Raw genomic sequence first — 23448 nt, 5'->3', positions numbered from 1 at the left:
TCGTGAGGGTTCATTAACTTTCACGGCATGTTGGCTGTTTGATATTACACAGGAATGCAAGACTTGTTCAAAAAGATCCTCGTTGTCTGCGTGGGCAATATATGCCGAAGTCCGACGGCTGAACTGCTGCTGCGCAACGCGCTGGCCCCTGCCGCCATCACTGTGTCCTCCGCTGGCCTGTCCGCGCGCGTGGGCGAGGGGTCGAGGCCTCAGCGCGGCAGGTTCTCGAAGAACACGGGCATTGTGCCGAGGCCTTCAAGGCGCGGCAGTTGACGTCGGATATCGTCAATGACTCGGACCTGATCCTCGTCATGGAAAAGGCCCACATTAATCAAGTGCTGAAGATTGCCTCACACGCCAGAGGCAAAGTGTTTCTGCTCGGTAAATGGCAGAGCGAGCGCGAAATACATGATCCGTATCGTCAAGGCAAAGCCGCGTTTATTCATGCCCACGCATTGATTGAAGATGCGGTTAGTTCATGGGCGAAGCGTCTCGCGAATTGATGAATCTTCTTCAGAACAGTAAATGGTAAGAACAGACTTATGCAGTTACCGTCCGTAATCGGCACCCGCGACAATGATCAAGACAGTATTGATCTGCTCGGCATCTTCGGCAGCCTGATCGACCAGAAGTGGCTGATCGGTGCGCTGACCGGTGCCTTCATGGTCACCGGCGTCGCCTATGCGGTGCTGGCAACGCCGGTGTACCTGGCGAACGCGCTGGTGCAGGTCGAACCGAAAAAGAACGACATGCTCGGTTTCTCCGACCTCAACAGCATGCTCGGCGGGCAATCGCCGTCGGTGACCGAAATCGGCATTATCAAATCCCGCGCAGTGATCGGCAAAACCGTTGACGACCTGCGCCTGGATATCGACGTCACCCCCAACACTTTCCCAGTGATCGGCGGCTTCCTTTCGCGGCGCTATCGCGGTGACAGCGAAACCAGCGTTGCGCCGCCGCGTTTCGGTTTTAACAGTTATGCCTGGGGCGGTGAGCGCTTGGAGTTCTCTCGGCTGGAGTTGCCGAAAGATCTGCTCGGCAAGAAACTCACCCTGATCGCCGGCGAGCAGCAGCGCTTCCAGCTGTTTGATGAAAACGACAATCTGCTCGCCGAAGGTGTGGCTGGCGAAGCGTTTGCCAACGACGGCGTAGAAGGGCAGATCGCGCAACTGGCAGCCAACCCCGGCACGCGTTTTCAAGTGGTGCGCAATCCACGCATCGTGACCATTCAGGGCTATCAGGACGCGCTGGATATCTCCGAACAGGGCAAGGAGTCGGGGATCATTCGTCTGGCGCTGGCCAGCTCCGACGCGGCCGAGGCGGTGAAGATCCTCAACAAGATCGCCTCGCTCTACGTCGAACAGAACGTACGCCGCACTTCGGCGGAAGCCGCGCAGAGCCTGGCCTTCCTGCAAAGCCAGTTGCCGCAGGTCAAGCGTGATCTGGCCAAGGCCAGCGACGCCTTGAATGCCTACCAGACCCACGGCAAGACCGTGAATATCTCGCTGGAAACCCAGTCGGTGCTGGGCCAGTCGGTAGCGCTGGAAACGCGCATCTCCGAACTGAAAATGCAGCAGGCCGAGCTCGATCGCAAGTTCACCAAACAGCACCCGGCCTATCGCGCCTTGATGACGCAGATCGGCGAATTGACCCAGCAGCAGAAATCCCTCGAAGGCAAGGTTCAAGACCTGCCTGCCACCCAGCAGGAATTGCTCAACCTGACCCGCGACGTCGAGGTGGCTTCGCAGATCTACACGCAGTTGCTTAACAAATCTCAGGAACTGGACATCGTCCGCGCCGGGGCCGTTGGCAATGTGCGCCTGATCGACACTGCCGATGTCGACCTGACCAATCCGATCAAACCGAAGAAACCACTGATCGTGCTGATCGCGACATTGCTCGGCGCGTTTGTCGGCGTGGCGCTGGTGCTGCTGCGCAAATCCCTCAGCCGAGGCCTTGAAGGTCCAGAAGGCATCGAGCAGTTGGGCCTGCCGGTGTATGCGTCGATTCCCTACAGCGCCTTGCAGGAGGAAGAGGACAACAAAAGGGCCGCGCCCGCGATGGCGTCGACAAACCAGCGTATCTGTTGGCGCTGCGCAACCCGACCGATCTGTCGATCGAATCGATCCGCAGCCTGCGCACCTGCCTGCACTTTGCCGGGCTCGACTCGACCAACAACCGCATCATGATTTCCGGCCCGAGCCCGCAGGTCGGCAAGACCTTCGTTTCGTCCAACCTTGCGGCGGTCATGGCCCTCAGCGGCCAGCGCGTGGTGCTGATCGATGCCGACATGCGCAAAGGGCACCTGCACAAAACCCTCAACACGCCGATCAGCAATGGTTTGTCCGACCTGCTGGTCAAGCGCTGCACCCTTGAGCAGGCGATCAACAAAGTCGAAGTCGACAACCTGCATTTCATCAGCCGGGGGCAAGTGCCGCCCAATCCTTCCGAATTGCTGATGCACGCCAACTTCCGTGAGCTGCTTGCGCAACTCAGCGAGCGCTACGACCTGGTGATCATCGACACGCCGCCGCTGCTGGCGGTGACCGATGCCGCCATCGTCGGTCGCGAGGCTGGGATTAGCCTGATCGTCACCCGCTTCGGGGTGAACCCGGCCAAAGAGATCGAACTGACCATTCGCCGCTTCGCCCAGAACGGCATCGAGTTGAAAGGCGCGGTGTTCAACGGCGTCGAGAAGCGTGCGGCCAGCTATTACGGCGGCACTGGCTATTACAACTACGAATACGCGTCCGACAAATCCTGATGGTTGCCGATTGTTCTTTCCTGTTTGAAGTGGGTGAGTTGTGAAAAAATACTGCACGTGGCAGAGACGATCAAAGGTGGCGTGGCGACGGTGATCCGCACGATCTCGGCATCCCCGAAGATGACGCGGCGAATTATCAACTGGTCTATCTGGTGCCCGAGGATCAGGCCAAAGAGCTGCACGGTATCGCCCCGCAGCAGGTGCGCACCTTCCCGCGCAGCGGCCGCAACGTGCCGTCTCTGCTGCGTTTCGCCTGGCGTCTGAGCCAGGTGCTGCTCAAGGAAAAACCCGACGTGGTGCATTTGCACAGCACCTTTTCCGGCGTGATCGGCCGTGTTGTGTGCGTGCTGTTGCGACCATGGCGCAAGCCGAAAATCGTCTACTGCCCCCATGCGTTTTCGTTCCTGATGGAAAGCTCGCCGACCAAGCAGAAGGTCTATGCGTGGATCGAGCGGGTGCTGCAGAAAGTCACCGACGTGATCATCTGCGTCAGCCAGTACGAGCTGGATAAAGCCGCGCGTTTCGGCATCGAGCGCAAGCGCATGAAGCTGATCTACAACGGCATTCATCACAAGGATGACGCGCCGAAAAGCGCTGGCGCCGAGCCGATTCATCTGTTGTTCGTCGGGCGTCTGGATTACCAGAAAGGCTTCGACGTGCTGCTAAAGGCCTACGCCAAGGTCAACCGCAACGACTTGAAACTCACCGTGGTCGGCAGCGCGGTCAACGAGGATTCGGTCGAGTGCCCGCCGATGGATTCGGTCGAGTACCTGCCCTGGGTGACGCCGAGTGAAGTGCAGGCGCTGTATCAGAAAGCCGATGCGCTGATCGTGCCGAGTCGCTGGGAAGGCTTTGCCATGGTGCCGCTGGAAGGCATGGCCATGGGGCTGCCGGTGATTGCCAGCAACTGCACTTCACTGCCGGAACTGGTCACCAACGAGGTGTCCGGCTACGTCTTTCCGTCCGGCGATCACCAGGCGCTGGCCGACGTGTTGACGATCATCCAGAAGCCGCGCCTGCTCGACCTTGGCAACGAAGGCCGGAGCATTGTCCGCGAACGCTTCAGCGCCGCGTTGATGATCCGCCAGACCTACGACCTGTATCACGCTCCCACTTATTAAGTAGAACTCAAGCTTATGAACGTAACGATTTTGCATGGCTACAGTGCGTCCAACTCCGGTGACGGTCTGCTCGTCGATCTGGCCATTGCTCTGGTGCAGCGTAACTTCGGTGACGACACCGCGATCAGTGTGGTGGCGTCCGATCCCGAGTCGTTCAACTACTTGCCGCACCCGCGTTTCGATGCGCCGGTGATGGCGGCCAAGGGTCTGGGGCGGGTCAAGCAAGCGGTGTTTCTCAATCAGTCCTACGCCGGGCTCGCCGATCTGCTGAAGAAAACCGATCTGATCGTCGGTGTCGGCGGCGGTTACATGCGCTCGAAAAGCGCCTTCGAGCACATCAAGCTTAAGCTTGGCCACGCCAAGCAACTGGAAACCGCGATCCTCAGCCAAGTGCCGTCGGTGTACCTGCCGCAGAGCATCGGCCCGTTCCACGGCGAGAGCAGCAAGATTGTCGAGCACTACGCCAGCGCCGATGCGGTGTTCGTGCGTGACAACCGTTCCTCGGCGATTTTTGATGCTTGCGAAAACGTCTACCGCGCGCCGGATCTGGCCGTGCAGTCGCTGGCGAGCAAGATTCTGCAGCAACCGAAATTCACCCGCTGCGCCGCCTCGCCGGCGACGGTCTGCGTGGTGCTGCGCAAGCCGCCGGAGTGGAGCAAAGAGAAGAAGGTCGCTTACGTGGCCAATCTGAAACTGCTGCTGCAGCGTCTGAAGAACAAAAGCAAAGTGGTCTGCGCCGTGCAAAGCGCCGTACGTGGCAACGATGACGGCGCGTTCTACCGCGAACTGGGCATCAACGAAGACCTGCTGTCGCTGAAGGCAACCATTGCCAAGTACCAACCGGACCTGGTGATCTCGGTGCGTCTGCATGGCGCCATCGAATCGCTGCTCTCCGGCGTGCCGGCGTATCACATCAGCTACGAGCGCAAAGGCTTTGGCGCCTATCAGGACATGGGCGTCGAGGACTGGGTGATCAACGGCGGCGACATCGACGTCGACACCATCATCAACACCGTTTACGCACCCAATGCGCTGACGGATTTCGGCAAGCGCCTGACCGACACTTGCCGCGAAATCGAAGCGAAAACGGTGGCCATGGACGAAATCATCAAGGGTGTCGTTCGATGATATTTCGGCTGTTGCTTCGCGGCGGAGCCTTGGGCGCGAAGTTCTTGCTGGTGTTGGCCATCACCCATTACCTCGGATACGAGGCGCTGGGTTTTTACGGTGTGGTGGTCGCGGCGTCGTTGATCGCGTCGAAGTTCTACAGCGTCGGCTTCAGTTCCGAAATCAACCGACTGATCAGCGTCGGCGGCAGTTCGCGGCGGGTGGTCGACAAGGTTCTGCTGCTGTATCTGGCGGTGGGGCTGTTGTTGTCGATACTGACGGTACTGATCTATTCGCTGTTCCAATCGGTGGAAGCGACCGTCACGCTGATCCTTTGCGTGACCCTGGTGCTGCTCACCGAGCACCTGTCGTTCGAAATCAATTCCTTCGTGTTTTCCGCGCAGAAAGCCACCGCCGGTGCTCTGCTGTTCTTCATCAAGACCGGCCTGTGGGCGGTGTTGGCGGTGGGCGGCATGGTGCTCGGCTGGGTCGCGGGCATCGCCAGTGTGTTGTGGCTGTGGGTCGCCGCCAACGTGCTGGTGATCGTCGCAGGTTATTTGATCGTGGTGAGCGTGCACAAGGGCCGCGAAGTCGCGCCGCTGAACACCGCGACGGTGTGGAAGGCCGGCTTGCCGTTCTATCTCGGCACCGGTCTGATCGCGCTGAGTCAGTACGCCGAGCGCTTTCTGATCATCGACCTCGAGCCTTACGCCAGCCTCGGCAAATACGTGTACGCGTGGTCGGCGGCCAACACCTTGCAGGCGTTGTCGTATGCGGTGGTGGCAGTGGTCGGCATTCCGGTGCTGGCCAAGCGTTTCCAGGCCGATCAACAGGCGTTCACGGTCAGGCAACTGTTCGTCAACAAATGGGTGATGCGCTCGCTGGTGGTTTCTGCGGTTGTGGCCGTGGCGATCTATGTGTTTTTCAATGTGCTGCTCGATTACGTCGCCGCCAGCGTGCCGCGTCCCGATAACGCGCTCCTCGCGGTGCTGATTTTTTCCTTTGCCTTGCGGGCGATTGGCGACATCGTCTGGGGCGGTTTGATTGCCTCGAAAAACAGCCGGGTGTCGCTGGCCAGCGCGGCGCTCTGCCTGCTGATTTCAGTGCCGGTCAGCTATGTGCTGATCAAGCATTACTCGATCTACGGCGCGGCGTGGGGCAACGTTTTCGCCATCGTCGTGCAGCTCAGTGTGATTGCAGTGTTGACCCGTGTCAGCGGCGCGAAAAAGGCTGCGCTGTCATGGGCCTGAAACTGCCGCGCATCGAGTTTCGTGGGCGCAAGTTCGATTCGTCGATTTCCTTTCTGATCCTGTTCACTGGGCTGTTTCTGTCAGTGGCGATGCCGTTGCTGGTGCCGCGTGATCCGGGTCCGGATGCGATGACGTTGTGGTCGTCGTATGCGCGCGCCGACAACTGCAATTTCTGGAACCCGTTCTCGCCGGATCGCTCGTCCTACGAGTGTTCGGCGTTCCTGCTGCGGCCCACCGGGATCAACCTGACCAACGCCTGGGCCTACGGCATGTTCTGCAATTTCTTCCTCACCGCAATTCCGGTAGTGGTGTTCCGGCGCATGCCGTTGACCATTTTCGGCACCCTGTGCCTGTGGGGCATCGTGCGCTCGTTTTTCCTTGAGAACCTGACCAAGGAAATCATCGTGTCGGTGGCGGTGTTGAGCATTCTGCTCAGCGCATTGACGCGCAAATATCGCGGCGGTTTTTTCCTCTCAGCGGTGATTTACGGCGTGTTGATCCGGCCGTACTGGATCCTGTTTTCGCTGTCGTGGGTCGGCGTCTGCGTGATGAAAAAGTACGTCTCGCGCTTCACCTTCTTTCTGATGCTGTTCCTGTTTTATCTGGCGGTGGCCATGGCCATTCAGCTGGCGCTGGGCTTTCCGGTGTCATCGATCCGCGCGAGCAACAACGAGCTGCGCACGGCGGGCGAGGAGGGCTCGAAATCGCTGATCGTCTCGTGGCTCAGCGGCAGTGACTTCGTCTCCCAGGCACTGGATTCGATGATCATTTTCTTCCGCCTGTCGTTTCCGGTTGAGCTGATTCTGCTGTCCGGACCGGGGCAGGTGATCTTCGTTGCGCTGATGATCATGACCGCGTTGCTGCTGTTCAAAGTGATCACTTCGACCGACTACAAGGGCGCGCCGATCCAGACCAAACCCAAGGAACTGATCGCGATTCCGCTGGCGTTTCTGTTGGTGCAAGGCTTGTTCGAGCCGGACTTCGGCTCCTTCGCCCGGCACTTCTCGATGGTGGTGCCGGTGTTGTTCGTCGGCTTGGGCTTGATGCTGCGCGCGAACAAACCGGTGCAGGTCGAATCAAGAATTCTCACTTAAGGCAGGTGCTCTATGTCGAGCAAGAACAAATCCCTGGAAATCGAAACCCTGCGCGGCCTGGCGTGCCTGCTGCTGGTGCTCTATCACGTCATCGGCCCGCTGGGCGGCGGCTTGAAGATCGACATCGGCTCGCCGTTCCGGGTCATCGCCGACTCGATGGTGTATGTGCGCATGCCGCTGTTCACGTTCATCTCCGGCTACATCTATTCGATCTACAAGATTCGCGGCAATGACTTTTCCGCCTTCTTCGCCGGCAAGGTGCGTCGGTTGATCGTGCCACTGTTCTGCGTCGGCGTGCCGTTTTCAGTGTTGCAAGCGGTAGGGCCGGGAGTGAACAAGGACGTCGGCGTGATCGATGCGTTGTTGTCGTTCTGGGTGCCGATCAACCACTTCTGGTTTCTGCAGGCGGTGTTCAGCATTTTCATTTTCGTCGGCTTGCTGGAATGGCGCGGCCTGCTGCGTTCGGCGACGCGGCTGTATGGCTTGTTTGCGTTTGCCGCGGTGTTGTTCCTGCTGCCGCCGTTGCCGCTGGATGCGTTCGGTATCAACGGCGCGATCTACCTGCTGCCGTTTTTCGTCGCGGGGATGATCGGTCAGGAAAATGTCGATGTTTTCAAGCAGCGTTTCAAAGTGATCGGACCGCTGTTGTTTGTGCTGATCTCGCTGACGCTGCTGTACGTCGCGGCGATTGATCGTGAGCTGATTGTCGATCGCCGCAGCCTGATTGGTTTGGCCGTGGGGTGCGTGTCTTGCATCGCGTTGCTTTCGAGTGACATGCGCTCGAAAGCGCTGACCTGGCTGGGCGGATATTCCTATGCGATTTTCCTCTTTCATGTGCTGTTCGCAGCGACCTCGCGGTTTGTCCTCGGGCGCCTCGGCGTGAAGGATGAGAGCTTGCTGGTGCTCGGTGGTCTGAGCTGTGGATTGCTCGGGCCGGTGCTGCTGGCGATGGTGTTCAGCCGGTTCGATTTCACCTCGGTGCTGTTCCTTGGCGAGCGGGCGGCGAAGAAGAAAGCGCCGGTGATTGTGGCTCCGGTGGTGCAGACGCAGAACAGCTGAAAGCTTCGCGAGCAGGCTCGCTGCAAAATCACACAATCCCTGTGGGAGCTGGCTTGCCAGCGATTGGGGCAGGTCAGACGCAGTCATATTGACTGACCCACCGCCATCGCTGGCAAGCCAGCTCCCACAGGTGTTTCGATGTGCAGAGATTTGGCGGAGGACCATAAACCCCGTGGGGCCGAGCCTGCTCGGGAAGGGTTATTACAGATGAAGGAAATTTTGCATGCTGGCAGTGGATGACGCTCAACCCGTAGCAGCGTCGGTGGTTCAGGTAGACGATGCCCGCCAGCGCTTTGCGCAATGGCGCGAAGGCAAGGCCGGCAAGGTGCTGGCGGTTTCGGTGATTGGCGACAGCTACACCGCCGGGCAGGATTTCTACCTGAACAAACTGGTGCAGCGAGTGGCCGCCGAGGTGGGTTTCGCCGGCCCCGGTTACGTTGGTTTCAACCACGGCGCGGCGCTGGGCGGCACGCATTTCAAATACACCCGCAGCAGCGACAAATACTTCGGCGGCGGCTGGAAGGTTTCCGAGCTGGGCCAGGCCAGCCCGGACAGTCGCACGATCAGCGGCAAACCGGGCGCGTGGTTGCAAGTGGATGCCAGTCCTTCGCCGCGCATCGATACCGCGGTGACTCAGGCGAAACTGTTGTATCTGGGCAACGGCGAATCCGATGAGCTGCGCTATCGCTGGTCGCCCGCGCAAGACTGGCAACCGTTGAAACTGGCAGGCTCAGGCGTTCAGGAAGTCGCGCTACCCAGCTCTCCATCAGCCGCAGACTGGTCATTCAAACTGGAAGTGGTGAAGGGCGCGCCGACACTGTTCGGCCTGTGGCTGGGCAACGCTCAGCAAGGCGTGCGAGTGTCGAAACTGGCGGCCTCCGGCGCGGCATCGGCCGATTTTTATCACACGGATCCACAGTGGCAGACGCAATGGAAAGCTGTGGTGGCGAAGATCCCGGCCGACGTTTACCTGATCATGCTCGGCGGCAACGATCAGGGCTTCGGCGTCAAACCTGCGCAGTACCTGCAAAACGTTCAGGGCCTGGTGAGCATGCTGCGCGAGATTCAGCCAGCGGCGAGCATCAACCTGATCATGCGTCAGGACACCACGCGCTCCAGCGCTTATCCGATGTCGGCCTACGCGCAGGTGCTCGAACCGTGGGCGCGTGAACAGCAGCTCGGTTTCGCCAACCTGCAATGCGCATTCGGCCCCGACGTCAAACGCTACGCCAGCGCGATGATCGGCCCGGACAAAATTCATCCGTTACCGGCCACGGGCGGGAAGGTGATTGCCGATTATTTTTATGGCTGGATAACGGGTACGAGTACCGGTTGCGACGACTCGCCACCATGATCGTCTTCCCACGCTCCGCGTGGGAAGACGATCAATGCTGACTGTGCCGCCGCTTTCGCGAGCAGGCTCGCTCCCACAATGGATCGGCGTGAAGCCCGGGTGATCAGGCGTCGCGCTTGAAGGCGTCGATGAGCCCCAGCAGTTCGTCAAGTTTGCGCGGCATCAACCGCGCATCACAACGTGTCTCCACATTAATGATGATCGCCGGATCGTTGCAGCAGATGCGCACGCGAAAACGCCAGTCGCTGAAGATCACCTTCAGGCCATCGCGGTCATCCATTTCCAGCGCCTGTTCGCCATACAACGCTTTCAGGTGCGCGAGCAGCGGATAGGGATCGCGCATCGGTCGGCGAATATCGCCGGACGCAGGGAACACGCCGATTCGCTCCACCAGCAGAATCGTGCCCAGCCAGGTCTCGTTGGCGCTGGGCAGCGGTTGATGGCGCGACAACCAGCTCATCACCCCGAGGTTGCCCACCTCACGTTCAATCTTTGTCGAATGTTGTGCAATGTTCATGGTTGCCTGCCTCTGGTGGTGGGGAGCCGTCTCAGCGGCCCTTGAGGTACACGTTGTCGTAGCAGAAGTTGGTCGCCTGCAAGTAACCCTCGGCATCGCCGCAATCAAAGCGCAGGCCTTTGAATTTGTAGGCCAGCACGCAGCCGTTCTGCGCCTGTTTCATCAGTGCGTCGGTGATCTGGATTTCGCCGCCCTTGCCCGGTTCGGTGTCGGCGATCAGGTCGAAGATGTCCGGGGTGAGGATGTAGCGCCCGATGATCGCCAGGTTCGACGGCGCGTCCTGCGGCGCCGGTTTCTCCACCATGTTGTTGACCCGGTAGATGCCCTCGGAAATCAGCTCACCGGCAATCACCCCGTACTTGTGAGTCTGGTCGGCCGGGACTTCTTGAATGGCGACGATCGAGCAACGGAATTTCCTGTACAGCTGGATCATCTGCGACAGCACACCGTCGCCTTCGAGGTTCAGACACAGGTCGTCGGCCAGCACCACGGCAAACGGCTCGTCGCCGATCAATGGGCGACCACTGAGAATGGCGTGGCCCAGGCCTTTCATTTCCACCTGACGGGTGTAGGAAAAGGTGCAGGTGTCGATCAGCTCGCGGGTGCCGGCGAGGAATTTCTCTTTCTCGGTGCCACGGATCTGGTGCTCGAGTTCGTAGCTGATGTCGAAGTGGTCTTCCAGCGCGCGCTTGCCCCGGCCGGTGACGATGGCCATGTGTTGCAGGCCGGCGTCCCGGGCTTCTTCAACGGCGTATTCGATCAACGGCTTGTTGACGATCGGCAGCATCTCTTTCGGCATGGCTTTGGTGGCCGGCAAGAAACGCGTGCCGTAGCCGGCAGCGGGGAACAAACATTTACGAATCATAAAAGTATCCTGGACAGTCATGGAACACAGGCGACGGTTGCGCGCCACAAAGTGGCGGCAAGTTTCAATGATTATTGAAGGCTTACTTTAATACCCGAGTCAGGTTGTTGCTGGCAATTAGTTGAGCTGTTAAAAAGCGCTAATGTTATGAGATGTCGACTACTTGGTTATAAGTTATTTTTAGTCGGTATCTGTCGATAGTGATAAGTATCCAAGGAGTGCTAATAAGTACCCGTCAAACAGTTTGACCGGCAAAAATAATTATTGCCAGTGGTTGAACTAAATTTGTTTGAGGTTGTTGTCGCCCTGTTTGTGTGAATTGCTCCGCATCTCCACCAGGCATGGCTTGACACGCTACCGGGTATTTATTCAATGACGGACCGCGCTATGAAGATTCTGGTAACGGGTGGCGCCGGCTATATCGGCTCGCATACCACACTTGCATTGCTTGAAGCAGGTTATGAAGTTGTCGTTCTGGATAATCTTTGTAACAGCAGCGACGCAGCACTCCACGCCGTTGAAGCCATTTGCGGCAAAAGTGCATGGATGATTCGCGGCGACGTCTGCGATCGGCCGTTGCTCGACCGGATTTTCCGCGAGCATCAGATCGACGCCGTGCTGCATTTCGCCGGGCTCAAAGCCGTGGGCGAGAGTGTGCGCAAGCCGCTCGAATACTACGAAACCAACGTCGGCGGCAGCATCACCCTGTGTCAGGCGATGGCAGCGGCGGGGGTGTTCCGGCTGGTGTTCAGTTCCTCGGCGACGGTGTACGGCGAGCCTGAAGAGATGCCTATTCGCGAGGATTTTCCGACGGGCAATCCGACCAATCCCTACGGCCAGTCCAAGCTGATCGTCGAGAACGTGCTGCGTGACCTGAGCCTCGCCGAGCCGCGCTGGAGCATCGCGCTGCTGCGCTACTTCAACCCGATCGGCGCCCACGCCAGCGGGCATATGGGCGAAGACCCCAACGGCATCCCGAACAATCTGGTGCCTTATATCAGCCAGGTTGCGGTCGGCAGCCTGCGCGAGTTGTCGATCTTCGGTAACGATTACCCGACCGCCGATGGCACCGGCGTGCGCGATTACATCCATGTCGTTGACCTGGCGGATGGGCATTTGAAAGCGTTGCAGTCGATCAGCGAATGCACCGGCATCCACACCTGGAACCTCGGCACCGGCGATGGCTACAGCGTGCTGCAAGTGCTGCATGCCTTCGAACAGGCGTGCGGGCGGCCGGTGCCGTACCGGATGATGCCGCGCCGCGCCGGTGATATCGCCGAGAGTTTCGCCGATGCTTCGAAAGCGGCGAAAGAACTCGGCTGGAAAGCCACACGCAACTTGCAGGACATGGTCGCCGATACTTGGCGCTGGCAATCGAATCATCCCAATGGTTATTCGCGATGATGGCCATTTAGTCCGATGTTAGTTTCAGTCAGGTTGTTAGATAACGTCGGGAAATTACACTGGCAATGCCATTTGCAAATCCGTAGATATAAACCTGCCGTTCGACTTTAGCAGTTACGTAGCGCTGTGAAAGAACAACGGATCTTGTTCGCGCTCTTTGCGGACTTGAAAGCTACCAGCTCTGACACAGACCTGTTTTTTAACAGTTCGAATGTTAGAAAGGAGTTGTTATGAAAAAAGTGATGGCAGTTGCCCTGTTGACGATGTTGAGCAACTGGGCTGCCGCCGCTGAAGCGCCGTTGACAGCGGTAACCAATGTAGGTGGCAGTGTGGCGGCTTCGCAAGCGCCCGCGGCCAGTACTGCAATGGTTGCCAGTGCTGTAGCGGCGTCCAACAGCGGTGGCAGTGCCAACGGTGGTACCACCGGTACGACGGGTACCACCGGTACAACCGGCACGCATAACTAACAGGAACATTTGTTAGTGCAGTACAGAGTCGCCCGACGCAAGTCGGGTGACTTTGTTTTTGGATTCGCCCTTGAATAGCGTAGTGCCATTATGACTCGTAGTGTTTATCTTTTAATGTTGGCAAGTCTCGCTTTGCAAGGTTGCATGTTTTCCCCGGCCAGTACCTGAGCACCAGCGATATCACCCGCCAGGGTGCCAGCGAAAGCAGTCGGGTCGAGCTGATTCCGATCACCCCGAAGCTGATCGCCATGAACCGCGCCACGCAGAAGCGTGAGTCGCTGCCGGCGGAGCTGCTGGTGACGCCGGCGGAATATCGCATCGGCAACAATGACGTGCTGTACATCACCGTCTGGGATCACCTGGAGCTGACCGCGCCGTCCGGCGCGCAACAACAGATCGATGCCAACGGCCGTCTGGTGCGCTCCGATGGCACGCTGTATTACCCGTTCATCAAGGAAGTCCAGGCCGCCGGCCGGACCATCCAGCAACTGCGCGCGGACATCGAACAGCGCTTATCGGCATTCATCGCCGAGCCGCAGGTCGATGTCGCGGTGCTGCGCTTCGCCAGCCAGAAAGTCGTGGTCACCGGCGCCGTTACGAAAGCCGGCCCGCAAGCGATTTCGACCAATCCGCTGAGCGTGGTCGAGGCCCTCGGTTCCGCTGGCATCGACACCAACAATGCTGACTTGTCCGGGCTGTTGCTGACGCGCAACGGGCGGGTCTATCCGCTCAATCTCGACTCGCTCAATCAGCAGGATTCCGAACTGCAGAACGTCTACCTCAAGGGCGGCGATCAGCTGTATCTGCCGTACAACGACAACAAGCGCATCTACGTCATGGGCGAAGTCAACCAGCCGCGCGCGCTGAGCTTCAAGACCGCAACCATGAACCTGTCCGACGTGCTCGGTTCGGTCGGTGGCCTGAGTCAGACCAGTTCCAACGGTAACGCGGTGTACGTGATTCGCGGCGTGGAAAATCTCGACGTCGAGCCGGCGAAGATCTATCAGCTCGAAGCCGAATCGCCGACCGCCATGGCGCTGGCTTCGCACTTCCAGGTGCGGCCGCAGGATGTCGTCTACGTCGGCCCGGCCAACGTTACTCGCTGGAACCGTTTCATCAGCCAGTTGGTGCCGTCGGCGTCGATTGTCGGCACCGGAGCTTCGGCAGCGAAGAACTGGAGCGAATACAGCAACAACAGCAAATAAGGCCGCCCGACTGTGAATCTATTGAAAGTGGGCGTCTGCCTGATGGCGGCCTCGTTGCTGTGCGGCTGCAATCCGCTAATGAGTGCATCGCTGAACAATCTCAAGGCCGCCGTCGTCGGCCCCGACGAGGTTGACGTTTCGGCGGCCGAAGTCGCCGGGGTCAATTACCCGCAACTGAAACTGACTACGCCGTCCGGCTCAGGCGTGCTGGCGCTGGTGCGCGAGCGCGAAGATCTGCAGTTCTGGGTCGCCTCCGGCAAACAGGTTTTGCTGCTGCGCGATGGCCTCGCCGTGCGCAGCATCGGCCTCGGCCTGCAAGGTGATCTGGATGGCACGCGGCTGGCCGATGATTCGCCGTTCAAACAGGGTCTGCATCACGTCGCCGACGGTTTCACCACACGGCGCTGGATCGATCTGTACAAGGGCCAGGAAGTCGGCGTGATCGTCAACAGCCGCTTCTCGCGCCGTTCCACCGAAACCCTGGAAATTCTCGACAAGGCTTACTCGGTGCTGCGCGTCGATGAACAGATCGACGCGCCAGCGATCGGCCTCAGCGCGACCAACCGTTACTGGGTCGACCCACGTGACGGTTTCATTCTGCAAAGTGAGCAACAACTGACCTCGCAACTGCGCGTCAAGCTGGTGCAATTGACTCCTGATCGCAGGCATCTGCCGTGAAGCGCCTGGGCCTTATCGCGGCGGGTCTTTTGCTGATCGCTGGGGCGAGTCAGGCCGCCGTCACTGTGTCCGGCGACGTCGCCAATCCCGGTCCGATCGCATTGCCGCCGGGCGGGCGCCTGCTCGATGTGATCAGCGAGGCCGTGCCGAATGCCGAAGGCTACTGGCTGGCAGGCGGCTTGTTGCGCCAGTCGCTGGTCGCGGAACAGACGCGGCTCAAGGTCGGCGTGTTGTTCGATCTCGAGGTGCTGCAACGCATGGCGACGCTGTTTGATCGGCCAAGCCGCGCGGCACTGGCACAGCGCGTTGCTGAAGAAGTCCGACAAATGCCAGTGACCGGACGGCAGATCGCTGACCTCGATCCGGTAGCGGTGGAAGTCGGCTTCGCGCGCAACATTCGTCTGGATGACGGCGATCGGCTGATCTATCCGAAACGGGTTGATGAAGTGCAGGTGTTGGGCGCAGTCACCGAGCCGTGCCACTTGCCGTACCAGCCATTGCAGGAGGCCCGCGAATACCTCGAAGGCTGCTCGATTCTCGACGATGCCGAGGCCGATTACCTGTGGTTGATCCAGCCCAACGGCGTGTCGCGGCGCGTCGGCATCGCGCACTGGAATCGCGAGTCCGGGCAGTTTCCGGTGGCCGGCAGCCGGATTCTGGTGCCGATAAAAAATGATGATCTTGATCCGCCTCTTCCTGAATTGAATCAGCAGTTGGCCGAATTCATTGCCACGCAGCTGGCCGAGGTGGTTCGTTGAAGTTACGTTTTGCAGCTGTGTTGTTGTTGCCCTGCGGCCTGGCTCACGCCGAGCCGCGCATCACCCAGAATGACTTCGGTGGCGCCGGTCTTTTGCAGACGCCGACGGCACGGATGGCCCCGGCCGGCGAGCTGAGCGTCAACGCCAACCGCACCGACCCGTACAGCCGCTACAGCGTGTCGTTGCAACCGCTGGACTGGCTCGAAGGTTCGTTCCGCTACACCGCGATCACCAACCGGCCGTACGGCTCGGAGGCCCTCAGCGGCAGTCAAAGCTACAAGGACAAGGCGGTCGACGCCAAAGTGCGCCTGTGGCAGGAAAGCCACTGGGCGCCGGAAGTGGCGCTGGGCTTCCGAGATATCGGTGGTACCGGTTTGTTCTCCAGCGAATTCTTCGTCGCCAACAAGCGCTTCGACAATTTCGACTTCAGCGCCGGCATTGCCTGGGGTTACATCGGTAATCGCGGCGACTTCGACAACCCTCTGGGGTATGCCAGCAGTCGCTTCGATACCCGCCCGGCGCTAGAAGGCACCGGCGACGTCAACTCCGGCGCGTACTTCCGCGGCAAGCCTTCGCTGTTCGGCGGCGTGAGCTACCAGACGCCTTGGGACCGCCTCAGTCTGAAGCTTGAATTCGAAGGCAACGACTACAAGAACGAGCCGAAGGACAACGAGATCAAACAGGACTCGCCGATCAACCTTGGCGCGGTGTTCAAGGTGACCGATTCGATCGATCTCAGCGCCGCGTGGGAACGCGGCAATACGGCGATGTTCGGCGTGACCTTTCACACCAATTTCGTCAGCCGCAAAGCGCCGGCCAAGACTTACGATCCGACTCCCGAACCGCTGCCGGCGAAGGCGCCGACGACCTCGATGGAACAGGTCAACTGGGCCGATGTGTCGCGGCGTTTGCAGCAGAATGCCGGGTACAAGGTCGAGCGCATCAGCCAGCGCGATTCCGAACTGATCGTCTATGGCGAGCAGCAGCGGTATTTCCATTCGTCCAAAGCCGTTGGCCGCGCGAGCCGGATTCTCGACAACAGCGTCAACGACGACATCGACTGGTTCACCGTGGTCAACAAGCGTTATGACTTGCCGCTGGAAGAAACCAGCCTGCCGCGCCAGACCTTTCGCGAAGTGATCAACAACGAAGAGCCGTTGGAGGCGCTGCACCGCACCACCGAAATCAACCCGGCGATGCCGCACAACGAGAAAACCCTCTACAGCGAAGCGCCGCAGCATTTCAGTTACGGCGTAGGATTGGGCTTCAAGCAGAACGTCGGCGGCCCGGATGGTTTGCTCTATCAGTTCAGTGCTGACGCCGACGCGGAATACCGCTTCAACCGCAACACCTGGTGGAGCGGTTTGCTCAGCGCCAACCTGGTCAACAACTTCGACAAATTCGTCTACGACGCGCCGAGCGGATTGCCCCGCGTGCGCACGGATTTGCGCCAGTACCTGACCACGTCAAACACGACCATGCCGTTGTTCCAGCTCAGCCATGCCGAGCAGTTGGACAAGGATCTGTATGGCATGGTGTACGGCGGTTACCTGGAATCGATGTTTGCCGGTGTCGGCGCGGAAGTGTTGTTCCGCCCGACCGGCGAGCGCTGGTCGCTGGGCGCGGATCTGAACTGGGTGCGCCAACGTGATTTCGATCAGGGTTTTGCCTTGCGCGATTACTCGGTAGTGACCGGGCATATCACCGGCTATACCGATCTGCCGTTCGATACGCTGGCGGCGGTCAGTGTCGGTCGTTATCTGGCCGGGGACTGGGGCACCACCGTGGACATCTCGCGCGAGTTTTTCAACGGTGTGCGCGTCGGTGCCTGGGCGACCATCACCACGGCCAGCAGCGCCGAATATGGCGAAGGTAGTTTCGACAAGGGCCTGTACCTGTCGATCCCGTTCGACGAAATGATGAGCATGTCGACCATGCGCCGTGCCAACCTGGTCTGGGCACCACTGACCCGAGATGGCGGCGCCAGACTGAGCCGCAGCTATCAACTGCACTCGATGACCGATAGCCGGGAAGGGGACATGTTCTATCGCAATTTCGAAAAGATTACCGAGTAAGCGCTGGTCTCCCGAGCCGAAACAAATCCTGTGTAGGCGTGAGCCTGCGTCACGTCACACATCCCGGCCATAACCCAACCCCCTGTGGGAGCGGGCTTGCCCGCGAAGGCGCCGGCACATCCAACATATTCATCGCCTGACCTACCGCTTTCGTGAGCAAGCCCACTCCCACCGGGGTTGTGTTACACCACAATTTTCGACCCAAACCCTAATTCCCGTTGGAGCGAGCTTGCCCGCGAAGGCGCCGGCACATCCAACATCTTCATCGCCTGACCTACCGCTTTCGTGAGCAAGCTCACTCCCACAGGGGTTGTGTTACACCACAATTTTCGACCCAAACCCTAATCCCTGTGGGAGCGAGCCTGCTCGCGAATGGTCCGGCACATCCAACATCTCCATCGCCTGACACACCGCTTTCGCGAGCAGGCTCGCTCCCACGGGGCGCACCTGTAGTCGATACTGATTACCCAAATCCCGCTCACAAAAAGGGGACTTTCGTCCCCTTGTGATTTGAAGCGCTGAGCCTCAGTAAATATCCTTCGACAACAACGTAAACGGCGTCTTCACCAGGATCTTCAGATCCAGCCACAACGACCAGCTGTTGATGTACTGCAGGTCGATCTCGACACGCTTTTGCATCTTGTCGATGGTATCGGTCTCACCGCGGCAGCCGCTGATCTGTGCCAGGCCAGTGATGCCCGGTTTGATTCGGTGACGCGCCATGTAAGCGAGGATCTTGCCCGAGTAGTAATTGTTGTGCGCCACCGCATGCGGCCGTGGCCCCACCAGCGCCATGTGCCCCTGCAATACGTTGAACAACTGCGGCAGTTCGTCCAGCGAAGTACGGCGGATAAAACGACCTACTGCGGTGATACGCGAGTCATTGCGGCTGGCCTGTTTCACCTCGCGGTCATCGTGGACACGCATCGAACGGAATTTCCAGACCTTGATCACCTTGCCGTTCCAGCCATGGCGGTCCTGCTTGAAAAACACCGGGCCGGGCGAGTTGAGTTTTACCGCCAGAGCGATGATCAACAGCAGCGGACTGAGGGCGATGATCGCCAGGAATGCCACGGTTTTCTCAACCAGACTCTTGCTCAGGGCAGCGGTCGGGCGGCTGGTCAGCGGGCTTTCGTTCAAGTAGATCGCCGGCAGGCCATCCACGACTTTCACCGAATGGTTGAGCAAGGTCAGGCTGTTCAAATCCGGTACCCACACCACGTCGACGTTGGCCCCGAGCAAATCGACATACATCGCTTCGATTTTCGCGGCTTCGCATAGCGGCAGGGTGATGTACAAACGACGGATGTCGTGGGCCTCGATCAGCTCAAGCAACTCGTCCTGAGCGCCAACGACACGCGGTGCGTCGGAAGCGAGGACCGGTTTGTCACCGTTGCTGACCAGGCCAATCAGCGGCAGGTTTTCCAGTTGGCTGAGTTTCTTCGCCAGGCCCAACGCCAGTTCGCCAGTGCCGACAATCAGCGTCCGGTGTTCGCTTTTACGCGAGCGCTGGTAGTACTTGGAAAACGCGTGCAACGGCGCATAGAGGAATGCCTGACCGAGGAAGCCGTATACCGCCCAACTCAAGATCACCTGACGGGAAAACAGCTCATCGGCCTGGCAGACAAACGCAATGCACGCCAGCGCGGCCATGGTCATCGACCAGCCCATGAACAGGCGGCCGAGGCCAGTCAGGTAGTTGTCGCGTTTGCGATAAACACCCGTGAATGTGTAAGCGGGCACCGAGGCCAGGACGGCGAGGGTGGCGCACATTCGGTAGTAGAACGCGACGGTGCCGGTGTGCTGTTCAGCAAGAATGAACAGCAACGTCACAACGAAAGCCTGTGCCAGCGCCCATTGGCCCCAAAAGGTCAGTCCCTTGAGGCCCGTGCTTCGATTAATACTGAGAGAAAGATCCATACGATATCCCCAAAAGACGTCCATTCAGGTTTCAACAGTTGAAAGCCGAGTTGTTATGCAGACTTGTTGTTTTTGTTTTAGCGAGTGTCTTGAGGTAACAACATCGAGAGCCGAACTGTCGTCAGCCAATAGACTAAGTTATTGCCGGGAATGGTGTCTGACGAGTTCTAACAAGATGGCACAGTGCCAACTTTTTAATAATTAAATAGATAGCTGTTAGAAAAGGTCGTAGAGAGGGGGATGAAAAAGCGAGGGCGTATTTGTTACTGTTGAAGGGTGGAGGCAGGGAGCTTTTATCGAATCAGGGAGGAAAACCAAACAGAGTGCTCTTCTTGTTGTTGTAGTCGCACTTTATATCTGTTTGTCTTGGTTTTAAGTCGTCTTCGCTTACGCAACGACTTCCTGGATCAGGCAATATCCGCGATTTCTTACGGCTCGGAACAATCGCTCGCCATTACTCGCACTCTTGAACTTGTCCTGCAATCGGCTCAGGCACATTTCCAGGCCACGGTATTGCTCGGGTTCCCGACCAATGCTGATGATCAGGTCATCACGACTGACCACACGCTCATCATGGCTCAGCATTTTTCTGACCAGAGCGGTTTCCAGACCAGTCAGGCTGATCGCAACATTGTCCTTGAGCAGCACGCCTTGTTCATCGTCAAGATGCCAGGTGTCACTGCAAGGCTCAGTGCTCTCGGTGACATTGGAGATATGAGCGCGTTCTGCACTGCGGGTCGGGAAGCTTTGAAACGGATTGTCTGTTTGCGCGGCTCGCCATTCATTTTCAAGAGTGGCCAGTATGCGTTGGGTATCATGTTCGATACTGCGCGCAACATTCTTTCGGCTGAGGCTTGGGTAACTGAACTCCATGACCATCGGGGCGGAAGAGGGCGAAGCAACACCTTCAACAAACATTTGTGCCTGCGACGTGCCAAACGAATTGAAACGCTCACTGGACAAGATGCTTTCCAGTTCACGTTGCGACGTTGTGCTGTGCGTCACAACAACAAAATATTTTCTGGGGAGGGTTGTACTCGTTTCCATGTCTCTCTCCTAAATACACACCAAAATTGGCTAAAAGATAAATCGGCAGGCGAGCAATGACTTCCTCGGAAGTAATCGTAGGCAGGGTTCTGGCCGAAAATGGCCATCGATAAATTCCACTCGATCTGCTGCTATGTTATGGAGTTTTATTGTTATGTGGCGTGATGCCGTGCTCATTCAAGTGCTTGAGTTTTAATAAGTATGAGGCGCTATTGAAACGATATGGCTGCATCAGACGATCCTTCGTACGTATGCAAAGGGAAGACTGCCCGAGACTCAGGCAGTCGATATCAGGCCCCGCATCAGGCGATAGCCGTAGCCGCGGATGCTCTGAATCGCGTTTGTACCATACATGTCCTTGATTTTTCCACGCAAGCGACTGATTGATTTTTCCAGTGCCCGAGGGTCGTAGAAATTGGCGTTGAGGCCCATGATGCCGGCGATTTCATCATGACTCAGAATGTGATTGCCTGTGTGCGCAAAGGCCTCGAGGATCTTCATTTCGGCGAAAGAGATATCCAGTTTGCGCCGACTGTCCATCAGGCAGATCCGCGTCGGATCAAGCGTGAGGTTGATATCTCGTTGCCAGTCTTCGCTGTTGAAGAATTCCGCCAGCAAGTCTTCGCTGTCATCGCTCAATGTGTTGAGCTTGATACAGGCATCCGCCCCGGCGAGGAAATATTTGATCTTGTTGACGGCACCGCGGCCGGTAACGACAGCGCAAATAAGTGGCTTCAAGTTGTCATCGCGCAGGGTCTGCACCAGGGCCAGATTTTCTTCGATGGCTTGTGGACTATCGATGATGACGAAAATGGCGCGGTAGGAACCTATGTAGCCGCGCTGTTTATATGAACTAGTGAAAGCACCTGTTTCCAGGGTCATATCGGGCTGCACGTGCTTTGCGATCAGCGATCTGAAATGATCAGCCACACCCATTGTACGACCCAGAGCAAGAACACCGGATTCATCATTTGTCGGGCGCGGACTTCTAGTCGCCAAGTTCCCTGAGAGCATCATGCGTTGACTCGAATTAGGTGCTGACATCGGGATGTTAAAGCACCGGTTCTCATCTGTGACTGACAATTGGTAACATTTGCGCGGATTTTAGACGTGTCTCCCGAGTTTTCTAACAATAACTAAGCTTTTCAGGCTTTTAGTTGATTTTCTCGGGCTTGTGAACTAATGCGTAGGTGATGGCTATATGCAATGGTGCCACTATTTTGAGCTTGTGGCGATGGCTTTGTCTATGTCCTTTTGCCACTGATTGGCCATGTCAACAATGTGTGAGGTTGATCACACTTCATATCTGAACTGAAATATTTGTTGTAATAGATGTAAATTTTTTCCGTTTAGTTCGTCGGCCGACGATTACTAACAGTCCTTGAGTCTAACTCTGCATAAACCCTATTCTTCCGGATCGGCGAATCGCTGTATGCATACTTCAGATACTCAACCCCTGAGTGTTATTGAACCGGTCGCTCACCCTGAGTGCTCTGACGGAGGATTAATGGATTTCTGGACCGCTTTCCAGGTGTTGATATTAGGCGCGGTAGAAGGCTTGACCGAGTTCTTGCCCATTTCAAGTACCGGTCACCAGATTATTGTCGCCGACCTGCTCGAGTTTGGCGGTGAGCGCGCCATGGCGTTCAACATCATTATTCAACTGGGGGCCATTCTTGCTGTGGTCTGGGAATTTCGTCCGAAGATCTTCGAAATTGTCAAAGGCCTGCCCACCGAGCGCAACGCGCAACGTTTCACCCTCAATCTGCTGATCGCGTTTTTCCCGGCCGTTATCCTCGGCGTGTTATTCGCCGACGCGATTCATGAATACCTGTTCAACCCGATCACCGTTGCGGTGGCCCTCGTTGTTGGCGGCATCGTCATGTTGTGGGCCGAACAGCGTAGCCATGTAGTCAGCGTCGAACATGTCGACGACATGCGCTGGTCCCACGCGTTGAAGGTCGGTTTCGTACAGTGCCTGGCGATGATTCCCGGCACCTCGCGCTCCGGCTCGACCATCATCGGCGGTCTGCTCTTCGGCCTTTCGCGCAAAGCCGCCACCGAGTTCTCGTTCTTCCTCGCCATGCCGACCATGGTCGGCGCCGCCGTTTATTCCGGCTACAAATACCGCGACCTGTTCCAACCCAACGACCTGCCAGTCTTCGCCCTCGGCTTCGTCACCGCATTCATCTTCGCCATGATCGCCGTGCGTGGTCTGCTGAAATTTATCGCCAACCACAGCTACGCCGCGTTCGCGTGGTACCGGATCGGTTTTGGTTTGTTGATTCTGGCAACCTGGCTGTTTGGCTGGGTGAACTGGACCGCGGCTGCGGCCGCTTGATCACTGCGCGCTGATCAACGCCGCCACGGCGAGATCGTTTAACGTCGAATCCGCCGACTGCTGCCGAAAGCGCTGCAAGGCTGAGGTGAAATACGCGGCTTGCAGCATGCCGTCGCTGGCCAGATAGAGTCGCGCGTCTTCTTGCTCCTCGGCAGAGTAAACACGTTTGTGACTGTCGGTCGTTTCCTGGCTAGACGAAATAGGTGCGAGGATTAAAGACACCAAAGTGAAGCCGGAAAGCTGCGTCACCTCCCACGGCGTATCGGTACGGCCCATGCAAAAGCCATCGCAGTGCGCATAAACGTTGGAAGTGAAGCTGAACAAAGCGAGGAGGGTGAAACGCTTGAAACCTGAAAAAGTAAACGCGGGCATAAACAAAAGACATCCTGTCAGTACATCAAAATACCGGGCAACGCTCATGC

19 protein-coding genes and 2 pseudogenes are annotated in these 23448 nt (G+C 58.0%); 15 read left to right on the top strand and 6 right to left on the bottom strand.

Annotated features, from left to right (window positions below; all coding sequences use genetic code 11):
* Positions 1-63 precede the first annotated feature (63 nt).
* The 8 genes and pseudogenes from LJU32_22735 (at position 64) to LJU32_22700 (ending at position 9749) form a co-directional block, all read left to right on the top strand.
* Positions 64-503, top strand: a pseudogene (locus LJU32_22735) (low molecular weight phosphotyrosine protein phosphatase).
* A 39-nt stretch (positions 504-542) separates the two neighbouring features.
* A pseudogene (locus tag LJU32_22730) lies at positions 543-2764 on the top strand (polysaccharide biosynthesis tyrosine autokinase).
* Positions 2765-2874: 110 nt separating this feature from the next.
* Positions 2875-3885 (top strand): glycosyltransferase, encoded by a 1011-nt coding sequence (locus LJU32_22725; GenBank protein WKV91177.1) that lies wholly within the window; start codon positions 2875-2877, stop codon positions 3883-3885.
* Positions 3886-3900: 15 nt separating this feature from the next.
* Positions 3901-5013 carry a polysaccharide pyruvyl transferase family protein gene (locus tag LJU32_22720; protein WKV88268.1) on the top strand — a complete coding sequence of 371 codons (1113 nt, stop codon included), beginning with the start codon at positions 3901-3903 and terminating at the stop codon, positions 5011-5013.
* Positions 5014-5042: 29 nt separating this feature from the next.
* Positions 5043-6242, top strand: a complete 1200-nt coding sequence (locus LJU32_22715) for a phosphoribosylaminoimidazole carboxylase (GenBank protein WKV88267.1) — start codon at positions 5043-5045, stop codon at positions 6240-6242.
* Positions 6233-7336, top strand: a complete 1104-nt coding sequence (locus LJU32_22710) for a hypothetical protein (GenBank protein WKV88266.1) — start codon at positions 6233-6235, stop codon at positions 7334-7336. The genes LJU32_22715 and LJU32_22710 overlap by 10 nt, the downstream gene beginning before the upstream one ends.
* Before the next feature lie 12 nt (positions 7337-7348).
* The gene (locus LJU32_22705) at positions 7349-8395 is read left to right on the top strand and encodes an acyltransferase (protein WKV88265.1); all 1047 of its coding nucleotides are present in this window, start codon (positions 7349-7351) and stop codon (positions 8393-8395) included.
* A 223-nt stretch (positions 8396-8618) separates the two neighbouring features.
* The gene (locus LJU32_22700) at positions 8619-9749 is read left to right on the top strand and encodes a GDSL-type esterase/lipase family protein (protein ID WKV88264.1); all 1131 of its coding nucleotides are present in this window, start codon (positions 8619-8621) and stop codon (positions 9747-9749) included.
* A gap of 103 nt (positions 9750-9852) precedes the next feature.
* On the opposite strand, the gene LJU32_22695 is transcribed toward LJU32_22700, so the two are convergent.
* Positions 9853-10266 carry a mannose-1-phosphate guanylyltransferase gene (locus LJU32_22695; GenBank protein WKV88263.1) on the bottom strand — a complete coding sequence of 138 codons (414 nt, stop codon included), beginning with the start codon at positions 10264-10266 and terminating at the stop codon, positions 9853-9855.
* Between the two features lie 31 nt (positions 10267-10297).
* Positions 10298-11131 (bottom strand): UTP--glucose-1-phosphate uridylyltransferase GalU, encoded by an 834-nt coding sequence (gene galU, locus LJU32_22690; protein ID WKV88262.1) that lies wholly within the window; start codon positions 11129-11131, stop codon positions 10298-10300.
* Positions 11132-11518: 387 nt separating this feature from the next.
* On the opposite strand from galU, the gene galE reads away from it, so the two are divergent.
* From galE to LJU32_22660, 6 genes are all read left to right on the top strand, one after another.
* Positions 11519-12535: a UDP-glucose 4-epimerase GalE gene (gene galE, locus LJU32_22685; GenBank protein WKV88261.1), complete on the top strand. Its 1017-nt coding sequence runs from the start codon at positions 11519-11521 to the stop codon at positions 12533-12535.
* Between the two features lie 230 nt (positions 12536-12765).
* Positions 12766-13002: a hypothetical protein gene (locus LJU32_22680; protein ID WKV88260.1), complete on the top strand. Its 237-nt coding sequence runs from the start codon at positions 12766-12768 to the stop codon at positions 13000-13002.
* Positions 13003-13142: 140 nt separating this feature from the next.
* A complete protein-coding gene (locus tag LJU32_22675; protein ID WKV88259.1) occupies positions 13143-14207 on the top strand; it encodes a polysaccharide biosynthesis/export family protein in 1065 nt (354 codons plus the stop codon).
* Between the two features lie 12 nt (positions 14208-14219).
* Positions 14220-14885, top strand: a complete 666-nt coding sequence (locus LJU32_22670) for a YjbF family lipoprotein (protein WKV88258.1) — start codon at positions 14220-14222, stop codon at positions 14883-14885.
* The gene (locus tag LJU32_22665; protein ID WKV88257.1) at positions 14882-15643 is read left to right on the top strand and encodes a capsule biosynthesis GfcC family protein; all 762 of its coding nucleotides are present in this window, start codon (positions 14882-14884) and stop codon (positions 15641-15643) included. Before LJU32_22670 ends, LJU32_22665 begins: the two co-directional genes overlap by 4 nt.
* Positions 15640-17718, top strand: a complete 2079-nt coding sequence (locus LJU32_22660; protein WKV88256.1) for a YjbH domain-containing protein — start codon at positions 15640-15642, stop codon at positions 17716-17718. Before LJU32_22665 ends, LJU32_22660 begins: the two co-directional genes overlap by 4 nt.
* A gap of 525 nt (positions 17719-18243) precedes the next feature.
* On the opposite strand, the gene LJU32_22655 is transcribed toward LJU32_22660, so the two are convergent.
* The 3 genes from LJU32_22655 to LJU32_22645 all read right to left on the bottom strand — a co-directional run bounded on the left by LJU32_22655 (position 18244) and on the right by LJU32_22645 (position 21702).
* Positions 18244-19638, bottom strand: a complete 1395-nt coding sequence (locus LJU32_22655) for an undecaprenyl-phosphate glucose phosphotransferase (GenBank protein ID WKV88255.1) — start codon at positions 19636-19638, stop codon at positions 18244-18246.
* Positions 19639-20025: 387 nt separating this feature from the next.
* Positions 20026-20685, bottom strand: a complete 660-nt coding sequence (locus LJU32_22650; GenBank protein ID WKV88254.1) for a helix-turn-helix domain-containing protein — start codon at positions 20683-20685, stop codon at positions 20026-20028.
* 276 nt (positions 20686-20961) lie between these two features.
* Positions 20962-21702, bottom strand: a complete 741-nt coding sequence (locus LJU32_22645) for a winged helix-turn-helix domain-containing protein (protein ID WKV88253.1) — start codon at positions 21700-21702, stop codon at positions 20962-20964.
* Between the two features lie 490 nt (positions 21703-22192).
* On the opposite strand from LJU32_22645, the gene LJU32_22640 reads away from it, so the two are divergent.
* Complete coding sequence (locus tag LJU32_22640; protein WKV88252.1) at positions 22193-23026, top strand: undecaprenyl-diphosphate phosphatase; 834 nt, start codon at positions 22193-22195, stop codon at positions 23024-23026.
* Here the strand turns inward: LJU32_22640 and LJU32_22635 are convergent, their stop codons facing one another.
* On the bottom strand, positions 23027-23446 hold the full coding sequence (locus tag LJU32_22635) for a DUF2388 domain-containing protein (protein WKV88251.1): 420 nt from the start codon (positions 23444-23446) through the stop codon (positions 23027-23029).
* Positions 23447-23448: the final 2 nt, after the last annotated feature.

Origin of the sequence: Pseudomonas sp. B21_DOA (assembly GCA_030544685.1) — a bacterium.
GTDB lineage: Bacteria > Pseudomonadota > Gammaproteobacteria > Pseudomonadales > Pseudomonadaceae > Aquipseudomonas > Aquipseudomonas fluorescens_AO.
The sequence above is the reverse complement of the archived record's forward strand: the minus strand, read 5'-3'. Positions and strand labels throughout refer to the sequence as shown.

Coding starts and splice junctions, on each gene's coding strand:
- LJU32_22720 (WKV88268.1), top strand. CDS start 3,901: ATGAACGTAACGATTTTGCATGGCTACAGTGCGTCCAACTCCGGTGAC.
- LJU32_22710 (WKV88266.1), top strand. CDS start 6,233: ATGGGCCTGAAACTGCCGCGCATCGAGTTTCGTGGGCGCAAGTTCGAT.
- LJU32_22705 (WKV88265.1), top strand. CDS start 7,349: ATGTCGAGCAAGAACAAATCCCTGGAAATCGAAACCCTGCGCGGCCTG.
- LJU32_22700 (WKV88264.1), top strand. CDS start 8,619: ATGCTGGCAGTGGATGACGCTCAACCCGTAGCAGCGTCGGTGGTTCAG.
- LJU32_22695 (WKV88263.1), bottom strand. CDS start 10,266: ATGAACATTGCACAACATTCGACAAAGATTGAACGTGAGGTGGGCAAC.
- galU (WKV88262.1), bottom strand. CDS start 11,131: ATGATTCGTAAATGTTTGTTCCCCGCTGCCGGCTACGGCACGCGTTTC.
- galE (WKV88261.1), top strand. CDS start 11,519: ATGAAGATTCTGGTAACGGGTGGCGCCGGCTATATCGGCTCGCATACC.
- LJU32_22680 (WKV88260.1), top strand. CDS start 12,766: ATGAAAAAAGTGATGGCAGTTGCCCTGTTGACGATGTTGAGCAACTGG.
- LJU32_22655 (WKV88255.1), bottom strand. CDS start 19,638: ATGGATCTTTCTCTCAGTATTAATCGAAGCACGGGCCTCAAGGGACTG.
- LJU32_22650 (WKV88254.1), bottom strand. CDS start 20,685: ATGGAAACGAGTACAACCCTCCCCAGAAAATATTTTGTTGTTGTGACG.
- LJU32_22645 (WKV88253.1), bottom strand. CDS start 21,702: ATGATGCTCTCAGGGAACTTGGCGACTAGAAGTCCGCGCCCGACAAAT.
- LJU32_22640 (WKV88252.1), top strand. CDS start 22,193: ATGGATTTCTGGACCGCTTTCCAGGTGTTGATATTAGGCGCGGTAGAA.
- LJU32_22635 (WKV88251.1), bottom strand. CDS start 23,446: ATGAGCGTTGCCCGGTATTTTGATGTACTGACAGGATGTCTTTTGTTT.